17 protein-coding genes are annotated in these 18,230 nt (G+C 64.4%); 5 read left to right on the top strand and 12 right to left on the bottom strand.

The window, feature by feature from the left end; translation table 11 throughout:
- Positions 1-13: 13 nt before the first annotated feature.
- The 8 genes from gcl to I3J27_RS12200 all read right to left on the bottom strand — a co-directional run bounded on the left by gcl (position 14) and on the right by I3J27_RS12200 (position 10,776).
- A complete protein-coding gene (gene gcl, locus I3J27_RS12235) occupies positions 14-1,798 on the bottom strand; it encodes a glyoxylate carboligase (RefSeq protein ID WP_270169397.1) in 1,785 nt (594 codons plus the stop codon).
- Positions 1,799-1,950: 152 nt separating this feature from the next.
- Positions 1,951-3,753, bottom strand: a complete 1,803-nt coding sequence (locus I3J27_RS12230; protein WP_270169394.1) for an adenine deaminase C-terminal domain-containing protein — start codon at positions 3,751-3,753, stop codon at positions 1,951-1,953.
- An 86-nt stretch (positions 3,754-3,839) separates the two neighbouring features.
- Positions 3,840-4,640, bottom strand: coding sequence for an NYN domain-containing protein (locus I3J27_RS12225; RefSeq protein WP_270169392.1), 801 nt, complete (start codon positions 4,638-4,640; stop codon positions 3,840-3,842).
- A gap of 53 nt (positions 4,641-4,693) precedes the next feature.
- Positions 4,694-6,193: a tripartite tricarboxylate transporter permease gene (locus tag I3J27_RS12220; protein ID WP_270169390.1), complete on the bottom strand. Its 1,500-nt coding sequence runs from the start codon at positions 6,191-6,193 to the stop codon at positions 4,694-4,696.
- The gene (locus I3J27_RS12215; protein WP_270169388.1) at positions 6,193-6,678 is read right to left on the bottom strand and encodes a tripartite tricarboxylate transporter TctB family protein; all 486 of its coding nucleotides are present in this window, start codon (positions 6,676-6,678) and stop codon (positions 6,193-6,195) included. The genes I3J27_RS12220 and I3J27_RS12215 overlap by 1 nt, the downstream gene beginning before the upstream one ends.
- The gene (locus I3J27_RS12210) at positions 6,675-7,643 is read right to left on the bottom strand and encodes a Bug family tripartite tricarboxylate transporter substrate binding protein (RefSeq protein ID WP_270169386.1); all 969 of its coding nucleotides are present in this window, start codon (positions 7,641-7,643) and stop codon (positions 6,675-6,677) included. The genes I3J27_RS12215 and I3J27_RS12210 overlap by 4 nt, the downstream gene beginning before the upstream one ends.
- A gap of 105 nt (positions 7,644-7,748) precedes the next feature.
- Entirely contained in the window at positions 7,749-8,591 is an 843-nt protein-coding gene (locus tag I3J27_RS12205; protein WP_270169384.1) for an IclR family transcriptional regulator, read from the bottom strand.
- A gap of 55 nt (positions 8,592-8,646) precedes the next feature.
- Positions 8,647-10,776, bottom strand: a complete 2,130-nt coding sequence (locus I3J27_RS12200) for an acetate--CoA ligase family protein (RefSeq protein WP_270169382.1) — start codon at positions 10,774-10,776, stop codon at positions 8,647-8,649.
- Between the two features lie 349 nt (positions 10,777-11,125).
- On the opposite strand from I3J27_RS12200, the gene I3J27_RS12195 reads away from it, so the two are divergent.
- The 4 genes from I3J27_RS12195 (at position 11,126) to I3J27_RS12180 (ending at position 15,514) form a co-directional block, all read left to right on the top strand.
- A complete protein-coding gene (locus tag I3J27_RS12195; RefSeq protein WP_161966556.1) occupies positions 11,126-11,821 on the top strand; it encodes a GntR family transcriptional regulator in 696 nt (231 codons plus the stop codon).
- A gap of 74 nt (positions 11,822-11,895) precedes the next feature.
- A complete protein-coding gene (oxc, locus tag I3J27_RS12190; RefSeq protein ID WP_270169380.1) occupies positions 11,896-13,629 on the top strand; it encodes an oxalyl-CoA decarboxylase in 1,734 nt (577 codons plus the stop codon).
- A 65-nt stretch (positions 13,630-13,694) separates the two neighbouring features.
- Positions 13,695-14,972, top strand: a complete 1,278-nt coding sequence (gene frc, locus I3J27_RS12185; RefSeq protein ID WP_270169378.1) for a formyl-CoA transferase — start codon at positions 13,695-13,697, stop codon at positions 14,970-14,972.
- Between the two features lie 359 nt (positions 14,973-15,331).
- Positions 15,332-15,514 (top strand): hypothetical protein, encoded by a 183-nt coding sequence (locus I3J27_RS12180; RefSeq protein WP_270169376.1) that lies wholly within the window; start codon positions 15,332-15,334, stop codon positions 15,512-15,514.
- A gap of 75 nt (positions 15,515-15,589) precedes the next feature.
- On the opposite strand, the gene I3J27_RS12175 is transcribed toward I3J27_RS12180, so the two are convergent.
- The 3 genes from I3J27_RS12175 to I3J27_RS12165 all read right to left on the bottom strand — a co-directional run bounded on the left by I3J27_RS12175 (position 15,590) and on the right by I3J27_RS12165 (position 16,419).
- Positions 15,590-15,814: a hypothetical protein gene (locus tag I3J27_RS12175; RefSeq protein WP_270169374.1), complete on the bottom strand. Its 225-nt coding sequence runs from the start codon at positions 15,812-15,814 to the stop codon at positions 15,590-15,592.
- 54 nt (positions 15,815-15,868) lie between these two features.
- Positions 15,869-16,111, bottom strand: a complete 243-nt coding sequence (locus tag I3J27_RS12170) for a transcriptional regulator (RefSeq protein ID WP_270169373.1) — start codon at positions 16,109-16,111, stop codon at positions 15,869-15,871.
- A gap of 98 nt (positions 16,112-16,209) precedes the next feature.
- Positions 16,210-16,419: a cold-shock protein gene (locus I3J27_RS12165; protein WP_091953905.1), complete on the bottom strand. Its 210-nt coding sequence runs from the start codon at positions 16,417-16,419 to the stop codon at positions 16,210-16,212.
- A gap of 395 nt (positions 16,420-16,814) precedes the next feature.
- On the opposite strand from I3J27_RS12165, the gene I3J27_RS12160 reads away from it, so the two are divergent.
- Positions 16,815-17,258: an SRPBCC family protein gene (locus tag I3J27_RS12160; protein WP_270169353.1), complete on the top strand. Its 444-nt coding sequence runs from the start codon at positions 16,815-16,817 to the stop codon at positions 17,256-17,258.
- A gap of 120 nt (positions 17,259-17,378) precedes the next feature.
- Here the strand turns inward: I3J27_RS12160 and I3J27_RS12155 are convergent, their stop codons facing one another.
- Complete coding sequence (locus I3J27_RS12155; RefSeq protein WP_270169351.1) at positions 17,379-18,230, bottom strand: ABC transporter permease; 852 nt, start codon at positions 18,228-18,230, stop codon at positions 17,379-17,381.

Genomic DNA, 18,230 nt, shown 5'->3' with positions numbered 1-18,230 from the left:
GTGCTGTCCTTCCCTATTCCGCCGGCTGCAGCACGCGCGTGCTTCCGACCTCGTCGAGCGGCAGGTCCAGCACCTCCTCGAACTCGACGATGTTGTCGATCTCGGTCCCCATCGCGATATTGGTGACGCGTTCCAGGATGAACTCGACCACCACGGGCACGCGGTGCTTCGCCATCAATTCGCGCGCGGTCGCGAACGCCGCCTGCGTGTCCTTGGGATTAGTGACGCGGATCGCCTTGCAGCCGAGGCCTTCGGCGACGGCGACGTGGTCGACGCCATATCCATTGAGCTCCGGCGCGTTGACGTTCTCGAACGAGAGCTGGACGTGATAGTCCATGTCGAACCCGCGCTGGGCCTGGCGGATCAAACCGAGATAGGAATTGTTCACGACGACGTGGATGTAGGGCAGGTTGAACTGCGCGCCGACCGCGAGCTCCTCGATCAGGAACTGGAAGTCGTAGTCGCCCGACAGCGCGACGATTTCGCGATCAGGACACGCCGCGCGCACGCCGAGCGCCGCCGGCAGCGTCCAGCCGAGCGGGCCCGCCTGCCCGGCATTGATCCAGTTGCGCGGCTTGTAGACGCCAAGGAATTGCGCGCCGGCGATCTGCGACAGGCCGATCACGGTGACGTAAGTGGTGTCGCGGCCGAACGCCTTGTTCATCTCCTCATAGACGCGCTGCGGCTTGATCGGCACGTTGTCGAAATGGCTCTTGCGCAGCATCGTCTTCTTGCGATCGCGGCAGGAAGCGGGCCACGCCTGGCGCTCGCGGAGCCTGCCTGACCGGCGCCACTCCCTGGCGACGGCAACGAAGAGTTCGAGCGCGGCCTTCGCGTCCGAGACGATGCCGAGATCGGGATTGAACACGCGCCCGATCTGGGTCGGCTCGATGTCGACGTGCACGAAGGTGCGGCCCTTGGTGTAGGTCTCGACCGAGCCGGTGTGGCGATTGGCCCAGCGATTGCCGATGCCGAGCACGAAATCGGATTCCAGCATCGTGGCATTGCCGTAACGATGGCTGGTCTGAAGGCCGACCATGCCGGCCATCAGCACGTGGTCGTCGGGGATCGCGCCCCAGCCCATCAGCGTCGGCACGACAGGGACGTTGGCGATCTCGGCGAATTCGACCAGCAGGTCGGACGCATCGGCATTGATGATGCCGCCGCCCGCCACGATCAGCGGCCGCTCGGCGGCATTGAGCATCTCCAGCGCCTTCTCGACCTGTTTGCGGGTCGCCGCCGGCTTGTAGACCGGCAACGGCTCATAGGTCTCGTCGTCGAACTCGATCTCTGCGAGTTGCACGTCGAGCGGCATGTCGATCAGCACCGGTCCCGGCCGGCCCGATCGCATGACATGAAACGCCTGGCTGAACACGCGCGGCACCAGCGCGGGCTCGCGCACCGTCACCGCCCATTTGGTCACGGGTTTCGCGATCGACTCGATGTCGACCGCCTGGAAATCTTCCTTGTGGAGCCGCGCCCGCGGCGCCTGCCCGGTGATGCAGAGGATCGGAATGGAATCGGCGATCGCCGAATAAAGCCCGGTGATCATGTCGGTGCCGGCCGGACCCGAGGTGCCGATGCAGACCCCGATATTGCCGGCCTTGGCCCGCGTATAGCCTTCGGCCATGTGCGAGGCGCCCTCGACATGCCGTGCCAGAATGTGGCGGATCGAGCCGCGTTTCTTCAGCGCCGAGTAAAGCGGATTGATCGCGGCCCCGGGAACCCCGAAGGCGGTCGAGATGCCTTCCTTCTCCAGAATTCGCACGGCAGCATCGATAGCTCGCATCTTCGCCATATCGGACCTCGCTCAAGTTGCGTCAGCGAGCGAGATCATCGGGCGCGGAAGATGCGATCTCAACGAGATCGATTTTATTTTCCACGATGCGGCAGCCGCGAAAAAATCGCGGTGGTCTCAATCGGTTAGATCAAGAGACGCGTGAAAGCCGTTCACTCGAACAGCGGCGCCAGCTCCATCTGCGGAACCAGCACGAGGCCCTTGTCGGTGATGCGAATTTCCGGAATGACCGATAGCGGAATCAGATTGAAGCCCATGTAGGGGATGGTGCAGCCGGCCTCCGCCCATTCCTTCTTCAGTAGCTTGACCTCTTCTGCCACCTCGGTGACGCGCTTGTCGGAGAGCAGGCCTGCGATCGGCAGCGGGACCAGCGCCCTCACCTTGCCGTCGGCCACGACGCAGACGGCGCCCTGATGCTCCTTGATGGCGGCGATTGCAACCTGCATGTCCGGCTCGTTGGTCCCGGCCACGATGATGTTGTGGCTGTCGTGCCCGACGCTGGAGGCGACTGCGCCGCGCTTGAGGCCAAAATCCTTGAGGAGGCCATGGGCGACGTTGCCGGCGGACTTGCCGTGGCGCTCCACCACCGTGACGAAGCACAGGCCGTAGCGCGCAAACAGCGACGGCCAGTCCTTGGCCGGCTCGATCGCGACCTTCTCGTGAATCAGCGTGATGCCGGGAAGCGCGGTCTTGATCGCGTTGACAGTGCAGGCCTTCGCCGGCAGCTCCGGCGTCAGTTCGACCTTCTCGGGCAGCTTCACGGTCACGTAGGCTGCCCTCGGATATTGATAACGCTGCGACAGCGCCTGATCGAGCCGCGGCGTGATCTTGCCGTGCTCGACCACGAGCTCGCCGCCATACCAGGTGCATTGCGGCTTGAGCTGATCATCCATCAGCACGAGATCGGCGCGGCGGCCACCGCCGAGCCCGCCGATATCGCCGTCCATGCCGAAGCGCGTGGCGCCATGCAGCGAGCCCATCGACCAGGCCTGCTCGGGCGACATCCCCGCCTTCACGGCTTCGCGCACGACCCAGTCGAGACCGAACAGAAGCAAATCATCGGCGTCGCGGTCATCGGTGCACACCGCCGTGCGCTTGTGCGAGGCCCCGAGCTCGGTGATGGTCCGGATCGCCTGCGGCAGCGAGTGCCAGGGCGTGGTCGGCGGGCCGCCGCGCAGAAATACCCAGACGCCGGCGTCGAGCAGATCGTCGGCGATGTCGCGGTCGATGGCTTCATGGGTGTCGGTGACGCCGCTCGCCGCATAGGCCGCGACGAATTCGCGGCCATAGACGTGGCCGGACACCGGCCGTCCCCGCTTCAAGGCGGCGGCCAGAATGGCATGGCTGCGCTCGTCGCCCATCGTGACGGGAACAAAATCCATCTTCTCGCCGAGCGCGACGGCTTCAGGCCAGCGGTCGAACAGGCCGGCGATCTTGTCCGGCGTGAGATCGCCGCCCGCGGTCTCCAACTCCGCCGACGTCGCCGGCACCGTGCTCGGCACCGTCAGGAAGATCGACAGCGGCGCCTCGCGCGCGTCCTCCAGCATCGCCTCGACGCCGGCGACGTCCATGACGTTGCCGATCTCGTGGCTGTCGCAAAAGATCGTGGTGGTGCCGTTGAGCAGCGCGGCCTCGGCATAGGCGCAGGCCGTCACCATCGAGGATTCGATATGAATGTGCGGATCGACCAGGCCCGGCGCGATGATGCCGCCGGCTGCGTCGTAAGTCGCGACATCGCTCCAGACCGTCTTCGCCGCCCCTGCCGGCTTCACCGCGGCGATCCGCCCGCCCGTGATCCAGACCTCGCGATTGGCGTGGATGCGCTCCGAATAGGTCGAGAGCGCCCGCGCGCCCGTAACGACGAGATCCGGCGCGACACGCGCTGAGGCAACATCGGCGAGGCGCCGCGTCATGCTGTGCAGCGGCGCGACGGCAAAACGAGTGAGCTTGGTCATGGGGCTCTCGCGAAGATTGGACAGCCCAGCGATGATTGCGCCGGCAAGCCGGCAGGGGCAAGCGCAAATATAACGGCACGTCCTGCTTACGCCTTAGGCGCCGTGCCCCCTGCCGCCCCCGTCCTGGGAGGTCTGCGCGAGTTCCGCCTTTTCGGCGGTGGTGCGGCGGCGGCCTTGACCCGAATCCGCATCGATCGGCCCTTCGGCTCGTCGATCTCGAATGAATTCGTCTTTCGCACGAGGTCACTCAGCTTGCGAAAACCGAACGTTCTCGGATCGAAATCGGACGCCAAATTGGCGAGCTGCCGTCCGACCTCACCGAGCGCGACCCAGCCGTCCTCGCTCTCCAGCTGGGTAATGACCTTCTTGATGATGGGCGTGGCGGCATCAGGCGGCTGAAGCGGCGCCGACCTCGAGGCGGCATCCTGGGTGTTCGCTGGGGCGGCCAGCAAATTCTCGGTGTAAACAAACCTCCGGCAGGCCTGCCGGAAGCTTTCCGGCGTCTTCTGCTCGCCGAACCCGAAAACGTCGACGCCCTGTTCCCGGATGCGGGCGGCCAGACGGGTGAAGTCGCTGTCGGATGACACCAGGCAAAAGCCATCGAACCGGCCGCTGTGGAGCAAATCCATTGCGTCAATGACGAGGGTTATGTCGGACGCATTCTTGCCCGTCGTATAGGCGAACTGCTGCTGCGGGATGATGGCGTGTTTCGACAGAATGTCGGCCCATCCCCTGGATCGCGCATTGGAGAAGTCGCCGTAGATGCGACGAACGCTGGCCTCGCCGATCTTGGCGATCTCCTCGAACAGTCCGTCCGCAATCTTCGCGGAAGCATTGTCGGCATCGATCAGGACGGCGAGACGGGGCGAGCGAAGTTCCGATGGCATGGCGTTTCCCCACGAGATGATCGCGGCATTCGAAGATGCGGGCGTCGGGACGGCTAGTCCTCGTTCGCCTTGAAGCGTCCCATCCCCTTCAGCACGAAGGGGGCCAGCAGCGCAACCAGTGCGATGCCGAGCAGTGTCGCCGAGATCGGGCTCTGGAGCAGCGTCATGGGATCGCCGAGACTGATCGCGAGCGCGCGGCGCAACTGGCTCTCGGCGATCGGCCCGAGGATCAGGCCGACGACGACAGGCGCGATCGGAAAGTCGAACCGGCGCATCAGGAAGCCGAGCACGCCGAAGCCGGCCAGCATCGACAGTTCCACCACCGACGGCTTTGCCGCGATGGTGCCCATGGTCGCGAACACGAGGATGCCGGCATAGAGCCACGGCTGCGGGATCGCGAGCAGCCGCACCCACAGGCCGACCAGCGGCAGATTGAGCACCAGCAGCATGCAATTGGCGATGAAGAGACTGGCGATCAGGCCCCAGACCAGATCGGGCCGCTCGGCGAACAGCAGCGGCCCGGGATTGAGGCCGTATTGCTGAAAGCCCGCCAGCATCATCGCGGCCGTCGCCGAGGTCGGCAATCCCAGCGTCAACAGCGGCACCAGTGTGCCGGCAGCGGAGGCGTTGTTGGCGGCTTCCGGTCCGGCGACGCCTTCGATCGCGCCCTTGCCGAACTCCTCCGGGTGTTTCGTGAGACGCTTCTCGGTCGAATAGGACAGGAAGGTCGGGATCTCCGCGCCGCCCGCCGGCAGCGCGCCGATCGGAAAGCCGAACATGGTGCCGCGCAGCCACGGCTTCCACGAGCGCTTCCAGTCTTCCTTCGTCATCCACAGCGAGCCGCGCACCGGCTCGAGCTTTTCCTCGGTGTGGTGGCGGCGCGATGCGACGTAAAGCGCCTCGCCCACCGCGAACAGGCCGACCGCCAGCGTCGTCACCTCGACGCCGTCGAGCAGTTCGGGGACGCCGAAGGCGAGCCGCGCCTGGCCGGTCAGCTTGTCGATGCCGACAAGGCCGAGCGTCAGGCCGATGAACAGGCTGGTCAGGCCCCGGATCGGGGAATCGCCGAAGGTCGCCGACACCGTGATGAAGGCGACGCACATCAATGCAAAGTAATCTTCGGGGCCGAAGCGCACGGCGAAATCGACCAGCCATGGCGCGAGAAAGGCCAATCCGATCGTGGCGATGGTGCCGGCGACGAAGGAGCCGATCGCCGAGGTCGCCAGCGCCGGCCCGCCGCGGCCGGCCTTGGCCATCTTGTTGCCTTCGAGCGCGGTCGCCATCGAGGCGCTCTCACCGGGCGTGTTGATCAGGATCGCGGTGGTCGATCCGCCATACATGCCGCCGTAATAAATGCCGGCAAACATGATCAGCGAGCCGCCGGGGTCGAGCTTGTAGGTCACCGGCAGCAGCAGCGCGACCGTGAGCGCCGGGCCGATACCCGGCAGCACGCCCACGGCCGTGCCCAGGAAGACGCCGATCAGCGCATAAAGCAGATTCATCGGCTGGACAGCGACGGCCATGCCGTGGGCCAGCGCCGCAAAAGTGTCCATCACAGCAGTCGCTCCAGGGGGCCGGCGGGAAGGCTCAGCGTCAACAGGCGGTCGAACGCGAGATAAATCAGTGTCGACATCACCAGGGCGATGACGCTGTCGATGATGATGGCACGGCGCCCGAACGCCGCCGACGTCGTGACGAACAGCGCCGATGTCGCCAGGATGAAGCCGCCACCGAAACCGATGATGGCGATCAGCAGCGCCAGGCCGACGAGGATCAGGACAACAGGCACGGGATCGGCGCTCTCACGCGCCGGCAGATTGCCGCGCAACGCATCGATGAAATTGCCGATCGCGAGCAGCGCGAGGCCAACGGCGATCACGACCGGCATCGCCTCCGGCCCCATGCCGTACATCGCGGTGGATTGCAGGCCGCGCGCATCCCAGACCAGCACCGCCGCAAAACCTGCGAGCAGCGCAGCGATGACGATGCCGGCGCGATCGACGCGCCGCGGCGGCTGGACGGGATCGCTCGAGCTCATGACTTGACCAGGCCGACCGATTTCAGCACATCGGTGACGCGCACCGTTTCCTTCTTCAGGAAGTCGGCAAAGGCGTCGCCGCCGAGATAGGCATCCTCCCAGCCCTTCTGCTTGAGGATCTCCTTCCAGGCGTCAGACTTCACCATCTTCTCGACCGCATCGCTCAATGTCTTGCGCTGCTCCGGCGTGATGCCGGGAGGCGCGACCACCGAACGCCAATTGGCGATCACGAGGTCGATGCCTTGCTCCTTGAACGTCGGGATGTCGCTGCCTGCGATGCGCTTCTCCGAGGTCACGCCGATCGCGCGCAGCTTGCCGGACTTGATCTGCCCTTCATATTCGCTCATCCCCGAAATGCCCGCTGTGACCTTGCCGCCGAGGATCGCCGCCAGCGACTCGCCGCCGCCGGAGAACGGGATGTAGTTGATCTTCTTCGCGTCGGCGCCGACGGCGCCTGCGAACAACGCCGCCATCACATGGTCGACACCGCCGGCCGAGCCGCCGGCGAAGGTCACCTTGGCGATATCGGCCTTCACCGCGGCAGCCAGATCCTGCGCAGTCTTGATCGGCGAATTCGCGGGCACCACGATCACCTGGATTTCCTCCGTGAGGCGCGCGATCGGCGTCACCTGCTCCAGCGTCACCGGCGATTTGTTCATGGCGAGCGCGCCGACCATGACGAAGCCATTGACCATCAATTGGTTGCCGTCGCCCTTGGCGCCGTTGACGAACTGGGCAATGCCGACGCTGCCGCCGGCGCCGGGAACGTTGGTCACCTGCACGCTGCGCGCGACGCCCGCGGCGACCAGCGCCTGCTGCATCGAGCGCGCGGTCTGGTCCCAGCCGCCACCGGGCGCGGCCGGCGCCATCAGCTTGAGTTCGAGCTGCTGGGCGACGCTCGGCGTCGCCGCCGCAAGGGTCAGCGCGACGGCTGCGCCGACAAGGCGCACGGGAAATCGAAACATGGGGGCATCTCCAGGCTCATGCGGACGTTTGCCGCATTGTGTCGTTTGGCCGCATATCAGCCAAAACGGCTGACGCTGTCCAGTGACATCCCCCGCGAGGCCTGGTTAGCGGGGCGCCGGGATCACCCCGCCGAGCGCAGCCGTCAGTTCGGCGGCGACATCCCGCACGATCTGCCCGATTTCCGGCAACCTCTGGTCGGTCAGCCGGCTGGTCATGCCGGAGACCGAAATCGCCGCGAGCGGCTCGGCGCAGTCGTTATAGACGACCGCAGCAACACAGCGCAGGCCCATGGAGGCCTCTTCGTCGTCGAGGGCGTAGCCCTGCTTGCGGATTCTCTCGAGCTCCTTGAACAGGTCACTCGGCCGCACGATCGATTTCTCGGTCAGGCGGGGCATGCCGTGGTGGCGGATGACCGCGCCGACATCCTCGTCGGAATAGGTCGCGAGCACTGCCTTGCCGACGCCGGAGGTTACCATCGGGACGCGGCCGCCGACCTGGGTCAGGGAGCGCATGATCTCGCGGCTCTCCATGCGGGTCAGCACGATGATGAACTCGTCGTCGACGACGGCGAGATTGGCGGTCTCGCGGGTGAGATCGCGCAGCTTGCGCAAGTAGGGAATGGCCTGCGTGGAGAAATTGCGCCGCCGCGCGAAGCTCGCGCCCACCGTGAAGCTGCGCACGCCGACATGCCATTTGGATTCGGCGCGGTCGAACTGCACGAAGCGGCGGCTCTCCAGTGTCGCCAGCAGGCGATGCACGGTCGAGGCCGACAGGCCGGTGCGGACGGCGAGATCGCTGAGGCGATAGCCTTCGTCGTCTTCGGACAAGGTTTCGAGGATCGACAGCGCGCGGTCAACGGACTGTACGCCGCCGTCGCGCGCATCGTGGTCAGCCTCCGATGGCGATCGGGGCTCGAGAGATTTGCGCCGGATCACGTTCTTGCCCATCGCGACCTGACAGTTGTCACCTCTCCCCGCATGCGGGGAGAGGTGAAGTCACAGCTCAGAGCAGCCCTGCCCCGCGCGCCCACTTGTACTTGGCGCCCAGGACCTCGACCGGAAGCTCGGTCGAATAGGCATAGGCGGGGATGCCGTTCTGGTAGAGATATTCGGCGGCTTCCTCGACCTCGACGTCGCCGGCCAGTGACGCCACGATCGGCTTCACAAAACCCTTGGCCTCCATCTCCTTCTTCACCTCGACCATGTTGCGGGCGAACACCATCGGCGGCGTCACGATGGTGTGCCAGTAGCCGAGGATCAGCGAATGGATGCGCTCGTCCGACAGGCCGAGCTTCACCGTGTTGACGTAGGTGATCGGCGGCTCGCCGCCGGTGATATCCACAGGATTTCCGGCCGCGCCGAACGGCGGGATGAACTTGCGGAAGGCTGCATCGAGATCCGGCGGCATCGACATCAGCGACAGGCCGTTGTCGACGCAGGAGTCCGACAACAGCACGCCCGAGCCGCCCGCACCGGTGATGATCAGCACGTTCTCGCCCTTCGGCGTCGGCAGCACCGGAACGCCACGGGCGAATTCGAGCAGCTGCCGCAAGCTGCGGGCGCGGATCACGCCCGACTGCGCCAGGACGTCCTCGTAGATCTTGTCGTTACCGGCGAGCGCGCCGGTGTGCGACGAGGCCGCCTTGGCGCCGGCCGAGGTGCGGCCGGCCTTGAGCACGACGACCGGCTTCTTCTTGGAGACGCGCTTGGCGGCTTCCGCAAAGGCGCGGCCGTCCTTGAGGTCCTCGCAGTGCTGCGCGATCAGGTTGGTGTTCGGGTCCTGCTCGAAGAAGGCGAGCAGATCGTCCTCGTCGATGTCGGACTTGTTGCCGAGTCCGACGATCGCCGACACACCCATCTTCGCCGAGCGGGAGAAGCCGATGATGGCCATGCCGATGCCGCCCGACTGCGACGACAGCGCCGCGTGGCCCTTGACGTCATAGGCCGTGCAGAAGGTCGCGCAGAGATTGGCTGGCGTATAGTAGAAGCCGTAGATGTTCGGCCCCATCAGGCGGATGTCGTACTTCTTGCCGACCTCGACGATCTCGGCCTGGAGCTCCGGCGCGCCCGCTTCAGCGAAGCCCGACGGGATCAGCACCGCGCCCGGGATTTTCTTCTCGCCGCATTCGGTGAGCGCGGCCGCCACGAACTTCGCGGGGATCGCGAACACCGCTGTGTCGATCACACCCGGCACGTCCTTGACGCTCTTATAGGCCTTGTAGCCGAGGATCTCGGCGGCCTTGGGATGGATCGGATAGATGTCGCCCTTGTATCCGCCGTTGATGAGGTTCTTCATCACGGAGTTGCCGATCTTGCCGTCCTCGGCCGAGGCGCCGACCACGGCGACCGCCTTCGGCTGCATGATGCGGCTCATGGCCGCAACGATCTCTTCGGTCGGGCGCGGCTTCGGCTTGGGCACATAGGCGAAGTCGACGACGATGCGGACGTCGGCGGCGATCGCGCTCTTCGCCGTCGCAAACACCGGGTTGAGGTCGAGCTCGACGATTTCAGGGAAATCGGTGACGAGCTGCGAGACCTTGACGATGACATCGGCCAGCGCCGTGCGGTTCACCGCCTCGCCGCCGCGAACGCCCTTCAAAATTTCATGCGCCTGGATGCCGTCGAGCATGGACAGCGCGTCTTCCTTGGTCGCGGGCGCGAGGCGGAAGGTGATGTCCTTCAGCACTTCGACCAGCACGCCGCCGAGGCCGAAGGCGACCAGCTTGCCGAACGAGCCGTCGGTGATCGAGCCGACGATGACCTCGGTGCCGCCGGCCAGCATCTGCTGCACCTGGACGCCCTCGATCTTGGCATCGGCCTTGTACTTCCTGGCATTGGAAAGAATGGTCTCGTAGGCTTTCTCGGCATCTTCAGCCGACTTGAGGCCGACGATGACGCCGCCGGCTTCGGTCTTGTGGAGAATGTCCGGCGAGACGATCTTCATCACCACCGGGAAGCCCATCGAGGAGGCCATCTTGCCGGCCTCGCCGGCCGACTTCGCCACGCCTTCCTTCGGCACCGGAATGCCGTAGGCGTCGCAGACCAGCTTGCCTTCCGGCGCCGTCAGGCTGGTGCGGTTGTCCGCCTTGACCTGGTCGAGCACTTTGCGGACGGCATCTTTGGAATTGGACATGTGGCTTCTCCCTTGAGCTCAGTTCGTTCTTTTCAAAGCGCGCGCGTATTGCGGCTGCCCGTGATGCTTGCCATTCGCCGCGCTCTGTTCCATTCCGCGGAACGGAGCGGCATAAAGCCTGAGATTACTCCGCCGCCTTGGATCAAAAATGGCTGGCGATGGCATTTGGTATGCCAGAAGCCAACTTGTCAAGCTACTGCATGGCTTAGAACGCCGCAAAAAATAGCCAGCTTGACATTCTGGCATGTGGTATGCCAAAAACTTTCCAGTTAATAATCCTGTAAAAGACGACTCCCACCAGAGGAGATTCGTCGTGTCACTGCGGAAACCAACCAAGGCGTTGCCGAACATGGCCGAGGCAGATATCGCAATCGTTCGTATTGCCCCGGAGAGCAGCTTCAAGAACAAGGCGTATGACGCCTTGAAGGAAGCCATCCTCAGGATGGACATCTACTCGACGCCCGAGCCGGTAATGCTCGACGAGCGCGCGCTGTCCGAACGCCTGGGTGTCAGCCGCACCCCGATCCGCGAAGCCATCGCGATGCTCGAGCAGGACGGTTTCGTGAAGACCGTTCCCCGCCGCGGCATCATGGTGGTGCGCCGGACCAAGAGCGAGATCGTCGACATGATCCGCGCCTGGGCGGCGCTGGAGAGCATGGCGGCCCGCCTCATCACCACCACCGCACGCAAGAAGGACATCACGGCGCTACGCGACTACTTCAAGGATTTCGGCAAGGACCGCCTGCCCGAGGATCACGTCGAGGAATATTCGCGCGCCAACATCGCCTTCCATCAGGCGCTGATCTCGCTGTCGGAATCGCCAGTGCTGGTCGATCTCACCAACGATCTCCTGCTGCACGTGCGCGGCTATCGCCAGTTGACCATCGGACGCAAGGACCGCACCGCGACCTCGCTGCCCGAGCATCTCGGCATGATCGAAGCACTGGAGGCGCGCGACACCGAGCTCGCCGAGAAGCGCGCCCGCGACCACACCCTCGGCCTTGCCGCTTATGTCGAAGCGCACGGCCAGGAACTGTTTACGTAACTGTTCACCTCGCAACGTTCACCAGAAGGGCGAAAAACTCGCCCCAATATCTTGAGACCAGGGAGACAAGGCCCATGCTGAATACCGCGACCAAGTCCGAAGCACCGGGCACCGAGCAGGAACTGACGGATGGCTTTCATCTCGTCATCGACGCGCTCAAGCTGAACGGCATCAACACCATCTATAATGTGCCGGGCATCCCGATCACGGATTTGGGCCGCATGGCACAGGCCGAAGGCATCCGCATGATCTCGTTCCGCCACGAGCAGAACGCCGGTTATGCGGCGGGCATCGCCGGCTACCTCACCAAGAAGCCCGGCATCTGCCTCACGGTGTCCGCGCCCGGCTTCCTCAACGGTCTCACCGCGCTCGCGCACGCCACCACCAATTGCTACCCGATGATCCTGATCTCGGGCTCGTCCGAGCGCGAGATCGTCGACCTCCAGCAGGGCGACTACGAGGAAATGGACCAGCTCGCGATTGCCAAGCCGCTGTGCAAGGCGGCCTATCGCGTGCTGCACGCCCAGGACATCGGCATTGGTCTCGCTCGCGCCATCCGCGCCGCGGTTTCGGGCCGCCCGGGCGGCGTCTATCTCGACCTGCCGGCAAAGCTGTTCGGCCAGGTGATGAACGCCGAGGCCGGCCAGAAGTCGCTGGTCAAGGTGATTGATGCTGCTCCCGCACAGATCCCCTCGCCCGCGTCGATCAAGCGCGCGCTCGACGTGCTCAAGGGCGCCAAGCGTCCCCTCATCATCCTCGGCAAGGGCGCGGCCTACGCGCAGGCCGACGAGGAGATCAAGACCTTCGTCGAGAAGAGCGGCATTCCCTTCCTGCCGATGAGCATGGCCAAGGGCCTCCTCTCCGACACCCATCCGCAGTGCGCAGGTGCTGCCCGCTCGACCGTGCTGAAGGAATCTGACGTCGTGCTGCTGATCGGCGCACGGCTGAACTGGCTGCTCTCGCACGGCAAGGGCAAGAGCTGGGGCGAAACGCCGAAGAAGTTCATCCAGGTCGACATCGAGCCGCGTGAGATGGATTCGAACGTCGAGATCGTCGCGCCCGTGGTCGGCGACATCGGTTCGGTGGTCTCGGCCTTCAACCAGGCCATGGCTTCGGGCTGGACCGCCCCGCCGGCCGAGTGGACCAAGGCCATCTCGACCAAGCGCGAAGAGAACGTCGCCAAGATGGCGCCGAAGCTCATGAACAACAAATCGCCGATGGACTATCACGGCGCGCTCGGCGTGCTGAAGAACGTGATCAAGGATCATCCCGAGGCGATCCTGGTCAACGAAGGCGCCAACACGCTCGATCTCGCCCGCGGCGTCATCGACATGTACCGCCCGCGCAAGCGTCTCGACGTCGGCACCTGGGGCGTGATGGGCATCGGCATGGGCCAGGCGATCGCCGCTGCGCTCGAGACCGGCCACCCCGTGCTGGCGGTGGAAGGCGACTCGGCCTTCGGCTTCTCCGGCATGGAGGTCGAGACCATCTGCCGCTACAATTTGCCGATCTGCGTCGTCATCTTCAACAATGACGGCATCTATCGCGGCACCGACGTGAACAGCGTCAACGCCGATCCGGCGACGACCGTGTTCGTCAAGGGCGCGCGCTACGACAAGATGATGGAGGCCTTCGGCGGCGTCGGCGTGAATGCCACCTCGCCCGACGAGCTCAAGCGCGCCGTCAACGAGGCGATGGCCTCGGGCAAGCCGACGCTCATCAACGCGGTGATCGATCCGGCCGCAGGCTCGGAGAGCGGCCGCATCGGCAACCTCAATCCGCAGAGCGTTCTGCAGAAGAAAAAGTAAGTCCTCCCTTCAACCCCTTAATCCCTGCGGTTGGCGGGGGCAGACACAGAGTACGGAGCAACACAATGACCAAAGCGCTCGAGGGCGTTCGCATTCTCGACTTCACCCACGTCCAATCGGGACCGACCTGCACGCAGCTGCTGGCCTGGTTCGGCGCCGACGTGATCAAGGTGGAACGTCCGGGCGTGGGTGACATCACCCGCGGCCAGCTGCAGGACATCCCCAACGTGGACAGCCTGTATTTCACCATGCTCAACCACAACAAGCGCTCGATCACGCTCGACACCAAGAACCCCAAGGGCAAGGAAGTCCTCACCGAGCTGATCAAGAAGTGCGACGTGCTGGTCGAGAATTTCGGCCCCGGCGTGCTCGACCGCATGGGCTTCCCCTGGGAGAAGATCCAGTCGATCAACCCGAAGATGATCGTCGCCTCGATCAAGGGCTTTGGCCCTGGCCCCTACGAAGACTGCAAGGTCTATGAGAACGTCGCGCAGTGCACGGGCGGCGCCGCCTCCACCACCGGCTTCCGCGATGGCCTGCCGCTCGTCACCGGCGCGCAGATCGGCGACTCTGGCACCGGCCTGCACCTCGCGCTCGGCATCGTCACCGCGCTCTATCAGCGCACGCATTCGGGCAAGGGCCAGCGCGTCACCGCGGCGATGCAGGACGGCGTGCTCAACCTCGCCCGCGTCAAGCTGCGCGACCAGCAGCGCCTCGCCCATGGTCCGCTCAAGGAATACAGCCAGTTCGGCGAAGGCATTCCGTTCGGCGACGCCGTGCCGCGCGCCGGCAACGATTCCGGCGGCGGCCAGCCCGGCCGCATCCTGAAGTGCAAAGGCTGGGAAACCGATCCCAACGCCTACATCTACTTCATCACCCAGGCCCCGGTCTGGGAGAAGATCTGCGACGTGATCGGCGAGCCGACCTGGAAGACCGATCCGAACTATTCCAAGCCGGCCGTGCGCCTGCCGCGCCTGAACGAGATCTTCGCCCGCATCGAGCAGTGGACGATGACCAAGACCAAGTTCGAGGCGATGGAAATCCTCAACAAGGACGACATCCCCTGCGGCCCGATCCTGTCGATGAAGGAGATCGCCGAGGACCAGTCGCTGCGTGCGACCGGCACCGTGGTCGAGGTCGACCACCCCACCCGCGGCAAGTACATCTCGGTCGGCAACCCGATCAAGCTGTCGGACTCCCCGAGCGAGGTGGAGCGCTCCCCGCTGCTCGGCGAGCACACCGACGAGATCCTGCGCTCGGTGCTCGGCTTCAGCGATCACCAGGTCGCCGACATCCACAAGTCCGGCGCGCTCGACCCGCCGCAGAAGCAGGCCGCTGAGTAAGCACGATCATCTGAGACGCGAAAGGCCGCCGGTTTCGGCGGCCTTTTTCGTTGGCGGCGGCAGCAACGTCCCGCAATCGGCAGGCTTCACACCCGCCGGACCATCCGACGCAAAATTATGGGTTGGTCCAGAGGAACCGATGCGGCAGCCGGCCGTTGCTCCCTTAACCGGTGTGCTCTAGGAAATGCGAGCGTGCCGCCTTCACAGCGAGTGACTGAACGCCTCGCAAGGACCCGCCCAACGCTGACGAATTGGCCGCCTTCTGATCCGGAGGGCGTCGATCCGTATCAGCTTGCGCAAGACATGCGTCGCGTCCGGCACTCGCCGGGGCCGCGCTCGTTGATCAAATCGAGGCCGACATGTTGAGAGACCAATCTTCCGATCGCGCCAAGCGTGAAGCCGACAAGGCGTTCAAGCCGGTCAAAGCGCAGAAGCCGATGAATGACTACGCGAAGGCCCAGCATTCCTTCGAGCAGAACCGCGAGCGGTTGAAAGCCGAGCGATTGGCTCGTGAGGCCAAGCAAGGCAGCCGCTCCGAATAGGAAGCGTTTTGCGCGTGGTTACGATCAAGGTGTGCACCAAGGGGCGCTGTGCCGAAATCGGCGCCCGGTCCCACGCTAGAGCATCGAGAGCACGACGATCCCGTCCTCGAGCTCCCCGGAAGCGAGCCGCGCCCGCGCGATGCGCTCGAACTCGGTTCGGTTCTTCTGAAGATAGCTGAAGGCCTGCTTCTGGGTCAGAAACGTCGTTGCAAGTCGGCACATTTGCCGGCCCGCGCCGAGCGCGAGAAAGAAAGTGATTGTGCCACCACCGTCCGGCTTGATTCTAGGCACGACCCGCACTCTTTGGCATGTGATCGGCCCCCTCCCGTCGTTCGTCAGCGATATTGTCGTGGGCTATTTCAGAGCCTTTTTCTTGCGCTTCGTCGGGGTCGGGGCCGGCAACGACGCCTGAAGTGTGGCATCGGCCGCTTCCTTGGCTTCGCGGAGCTCGCGAAGCCGCGCCATGTTCTTGCGAAGGTCGACAGCCTGCTTTTCGGCGTCCAGCATCGCTTGCGCACCTTCTTGGGCAGCCAAGCGTTGACGGTTGGAGCGCGCGATGCTCTCGGGTGACGGTTCGGCCGACCTCTTGGCGCTCATGATTAACCCTGCTCGGCAACAGACAAAACCCGCTCAATCCAGGGATCGAGCGGGTCGCATGGCCGTTTCAGTACATCCGTGAAACGGCACTGGAGGACTTAAGCCAGCGAGAGATTCTCAGCGCTGACCTTGCCCCGCATCTTGTCGGTCTTGGCCTCGAAGTTGACCTTTTGGCCCTCGGCGAGACCCGCAAGACCAGCCCGCTCGACCGCGCTGATGTGCACGAACACATCGCTGCCGCCGTCGTCGGGCTGAATGAATCCAAAGCCCTTCTGGCCGTTAAACCACTTCACAGTACCTGTCGTCATTTTCTTCTCCAAAGCGCACACGCGCGCGCTCCGCGTGATCGTCACGCAGAACAAATTCAATTCGTCGATGTCGATGGAAAAGGAGCCCGCGGGCGCATTCAACAAGGCACAGCGGCTGAACGAACCGCCTCAAGGTATACCTCATCATCGCCCTCCGCAAGGCTTGGCCAGACTTAATTGGCACCCGCGAGTTCCGCCCTGAGCCCGGGACAGCCGAACCACTATCGTCAGAGCAACGTTTGCCGCCGCGTTTTCCGATCGCAGCCGCCGCCGATCTCCCAAAGGCAAAGAAATCGCGGGGACCCTGTCGGATCGGCGGCTCCCCGGTCGTCCTCGTGACATGAAGGGGCCATAGACGCCAATGTCGGGCCCATCTATTCGCGAGGATCACAAGCATGCCCAGCACTGTCCGCCTGCACCGCGTCCTGACCGCCAGCCCGGAGAAAGTCTATCGCGCTTTCCTCGAGGCCGACGCGCTGGCGAAATGGCTTCCGCCGAACGGCTTCACCTGCACCGTGCATCACCTCGAGCCGAAGGTCGGCGGCACCTTCAAGATGTCGTTCCGGAATTTCACGACGGGCAACAGCCATTCGTTCGGCGGCGAATATCTCGAGCTCGTCCGCGGCGAGCGCCTGCGCTACACCGACAAGTTCGACGACCCCAATCTGCCCGGCGAGATCCAGGTGACCGTGATCCTGAAGAAGGTCTCGGTCGGCACCGAAGTCGACATCACGCAGGCCGGCATCCCCGACGTCATTCCGCCGGAGGCCTGCTATCTCGGCTGGCAGGAATCGCTGCGAAATCTCGCGAAGCTCGTCGAGCCCGAGATCAATCAGTAACGCGGGCATCCATATCGTAGGGTGGGCAAGGCCAAGCGTGCCCACCGATGCTCTCTCAATCTCCGAAAAGATGGCGGGCACGGCGCTCCGCGCCTTTGCCCACCCGACCGGCGCGTCGCCCTACCCCGCCCCCTCGAACTGCGGCTGCCAGCGAAGCAGATATGATTGCAGCGCCTGCACGAGCATGGCCAGCACGATGCCGACGATCATCATGACGAAGATCGCCACCATCATCTCGCTGGCATTGGCACGCGCCTCTGCCTCGATGATGAGCTTTCCAAGACCGCGTTCGGCGCCGATGAACTCGCCGACGATGACGCCGACCAGCGCGAACGACACCGCGGGAAGCAGGGATGCGAACACCCACGCGAGAGCGGATGGAATGACCACGGTCCGCAAGACGGCGAATTCGCTGGCGCCCATCAGGCGAGCTGCCGCGATCTGATCCCGGTCGACAGCGCGCGTGCCCTCGAACGTATTGAAGAAGACGACGAAGAACACGACGAGCCAGGCGGTCGCGATCTTCGAGAGATCGCCGAGCCCGAAGATCAGGATGACGAGCGGCACCAGCGCAATGCGCGGAATCGAATTGAGCGCGACGACATAGGGGCCGAACACGCGTGCGAGAAAATCGGAACGCCCGAGCACGAGGCCGGCTGCGATCCCCGTGGCGCTGCCGAACAGGAAGCCCCACCACGTGTTCTTGAGCGTGACGAGCGTCGCCACCCAGAGATTGTTGTCGTTGTTCCCGATACAAGCGAGAAAGCCGCTCGCGTCGCTGAAACAGCCGAGGCGCAGGAAACTGTTCCAGATCAGCGACGGCTTTGCCACGAAGTACGGATCGAGGATCTTCGGCAGATAGGCCTTGGGCAGGAGCATCTTGCTCCACTCGAAACCCCACTGCCAGACGACGAGCGTCAGAGCGAGGATGGCAAGCTGCCAGAACAGGATGACGGAGCGGCGAGAAGACAT

The organism is Bradyrhizobium xenonodulans, from assembly GCF_027594865.1.
Taxonomy (GTDB): Bacteria; Pseudomonadota; Alphaproteobacteria; order Rhizobiales; family Xanthobacteraceae; genus Bradyrhizobium; species Bradyrhizobium xenonodulans.
This window is presented reverse-complemented; position numbering and strand designations above follow the sequence as displayed.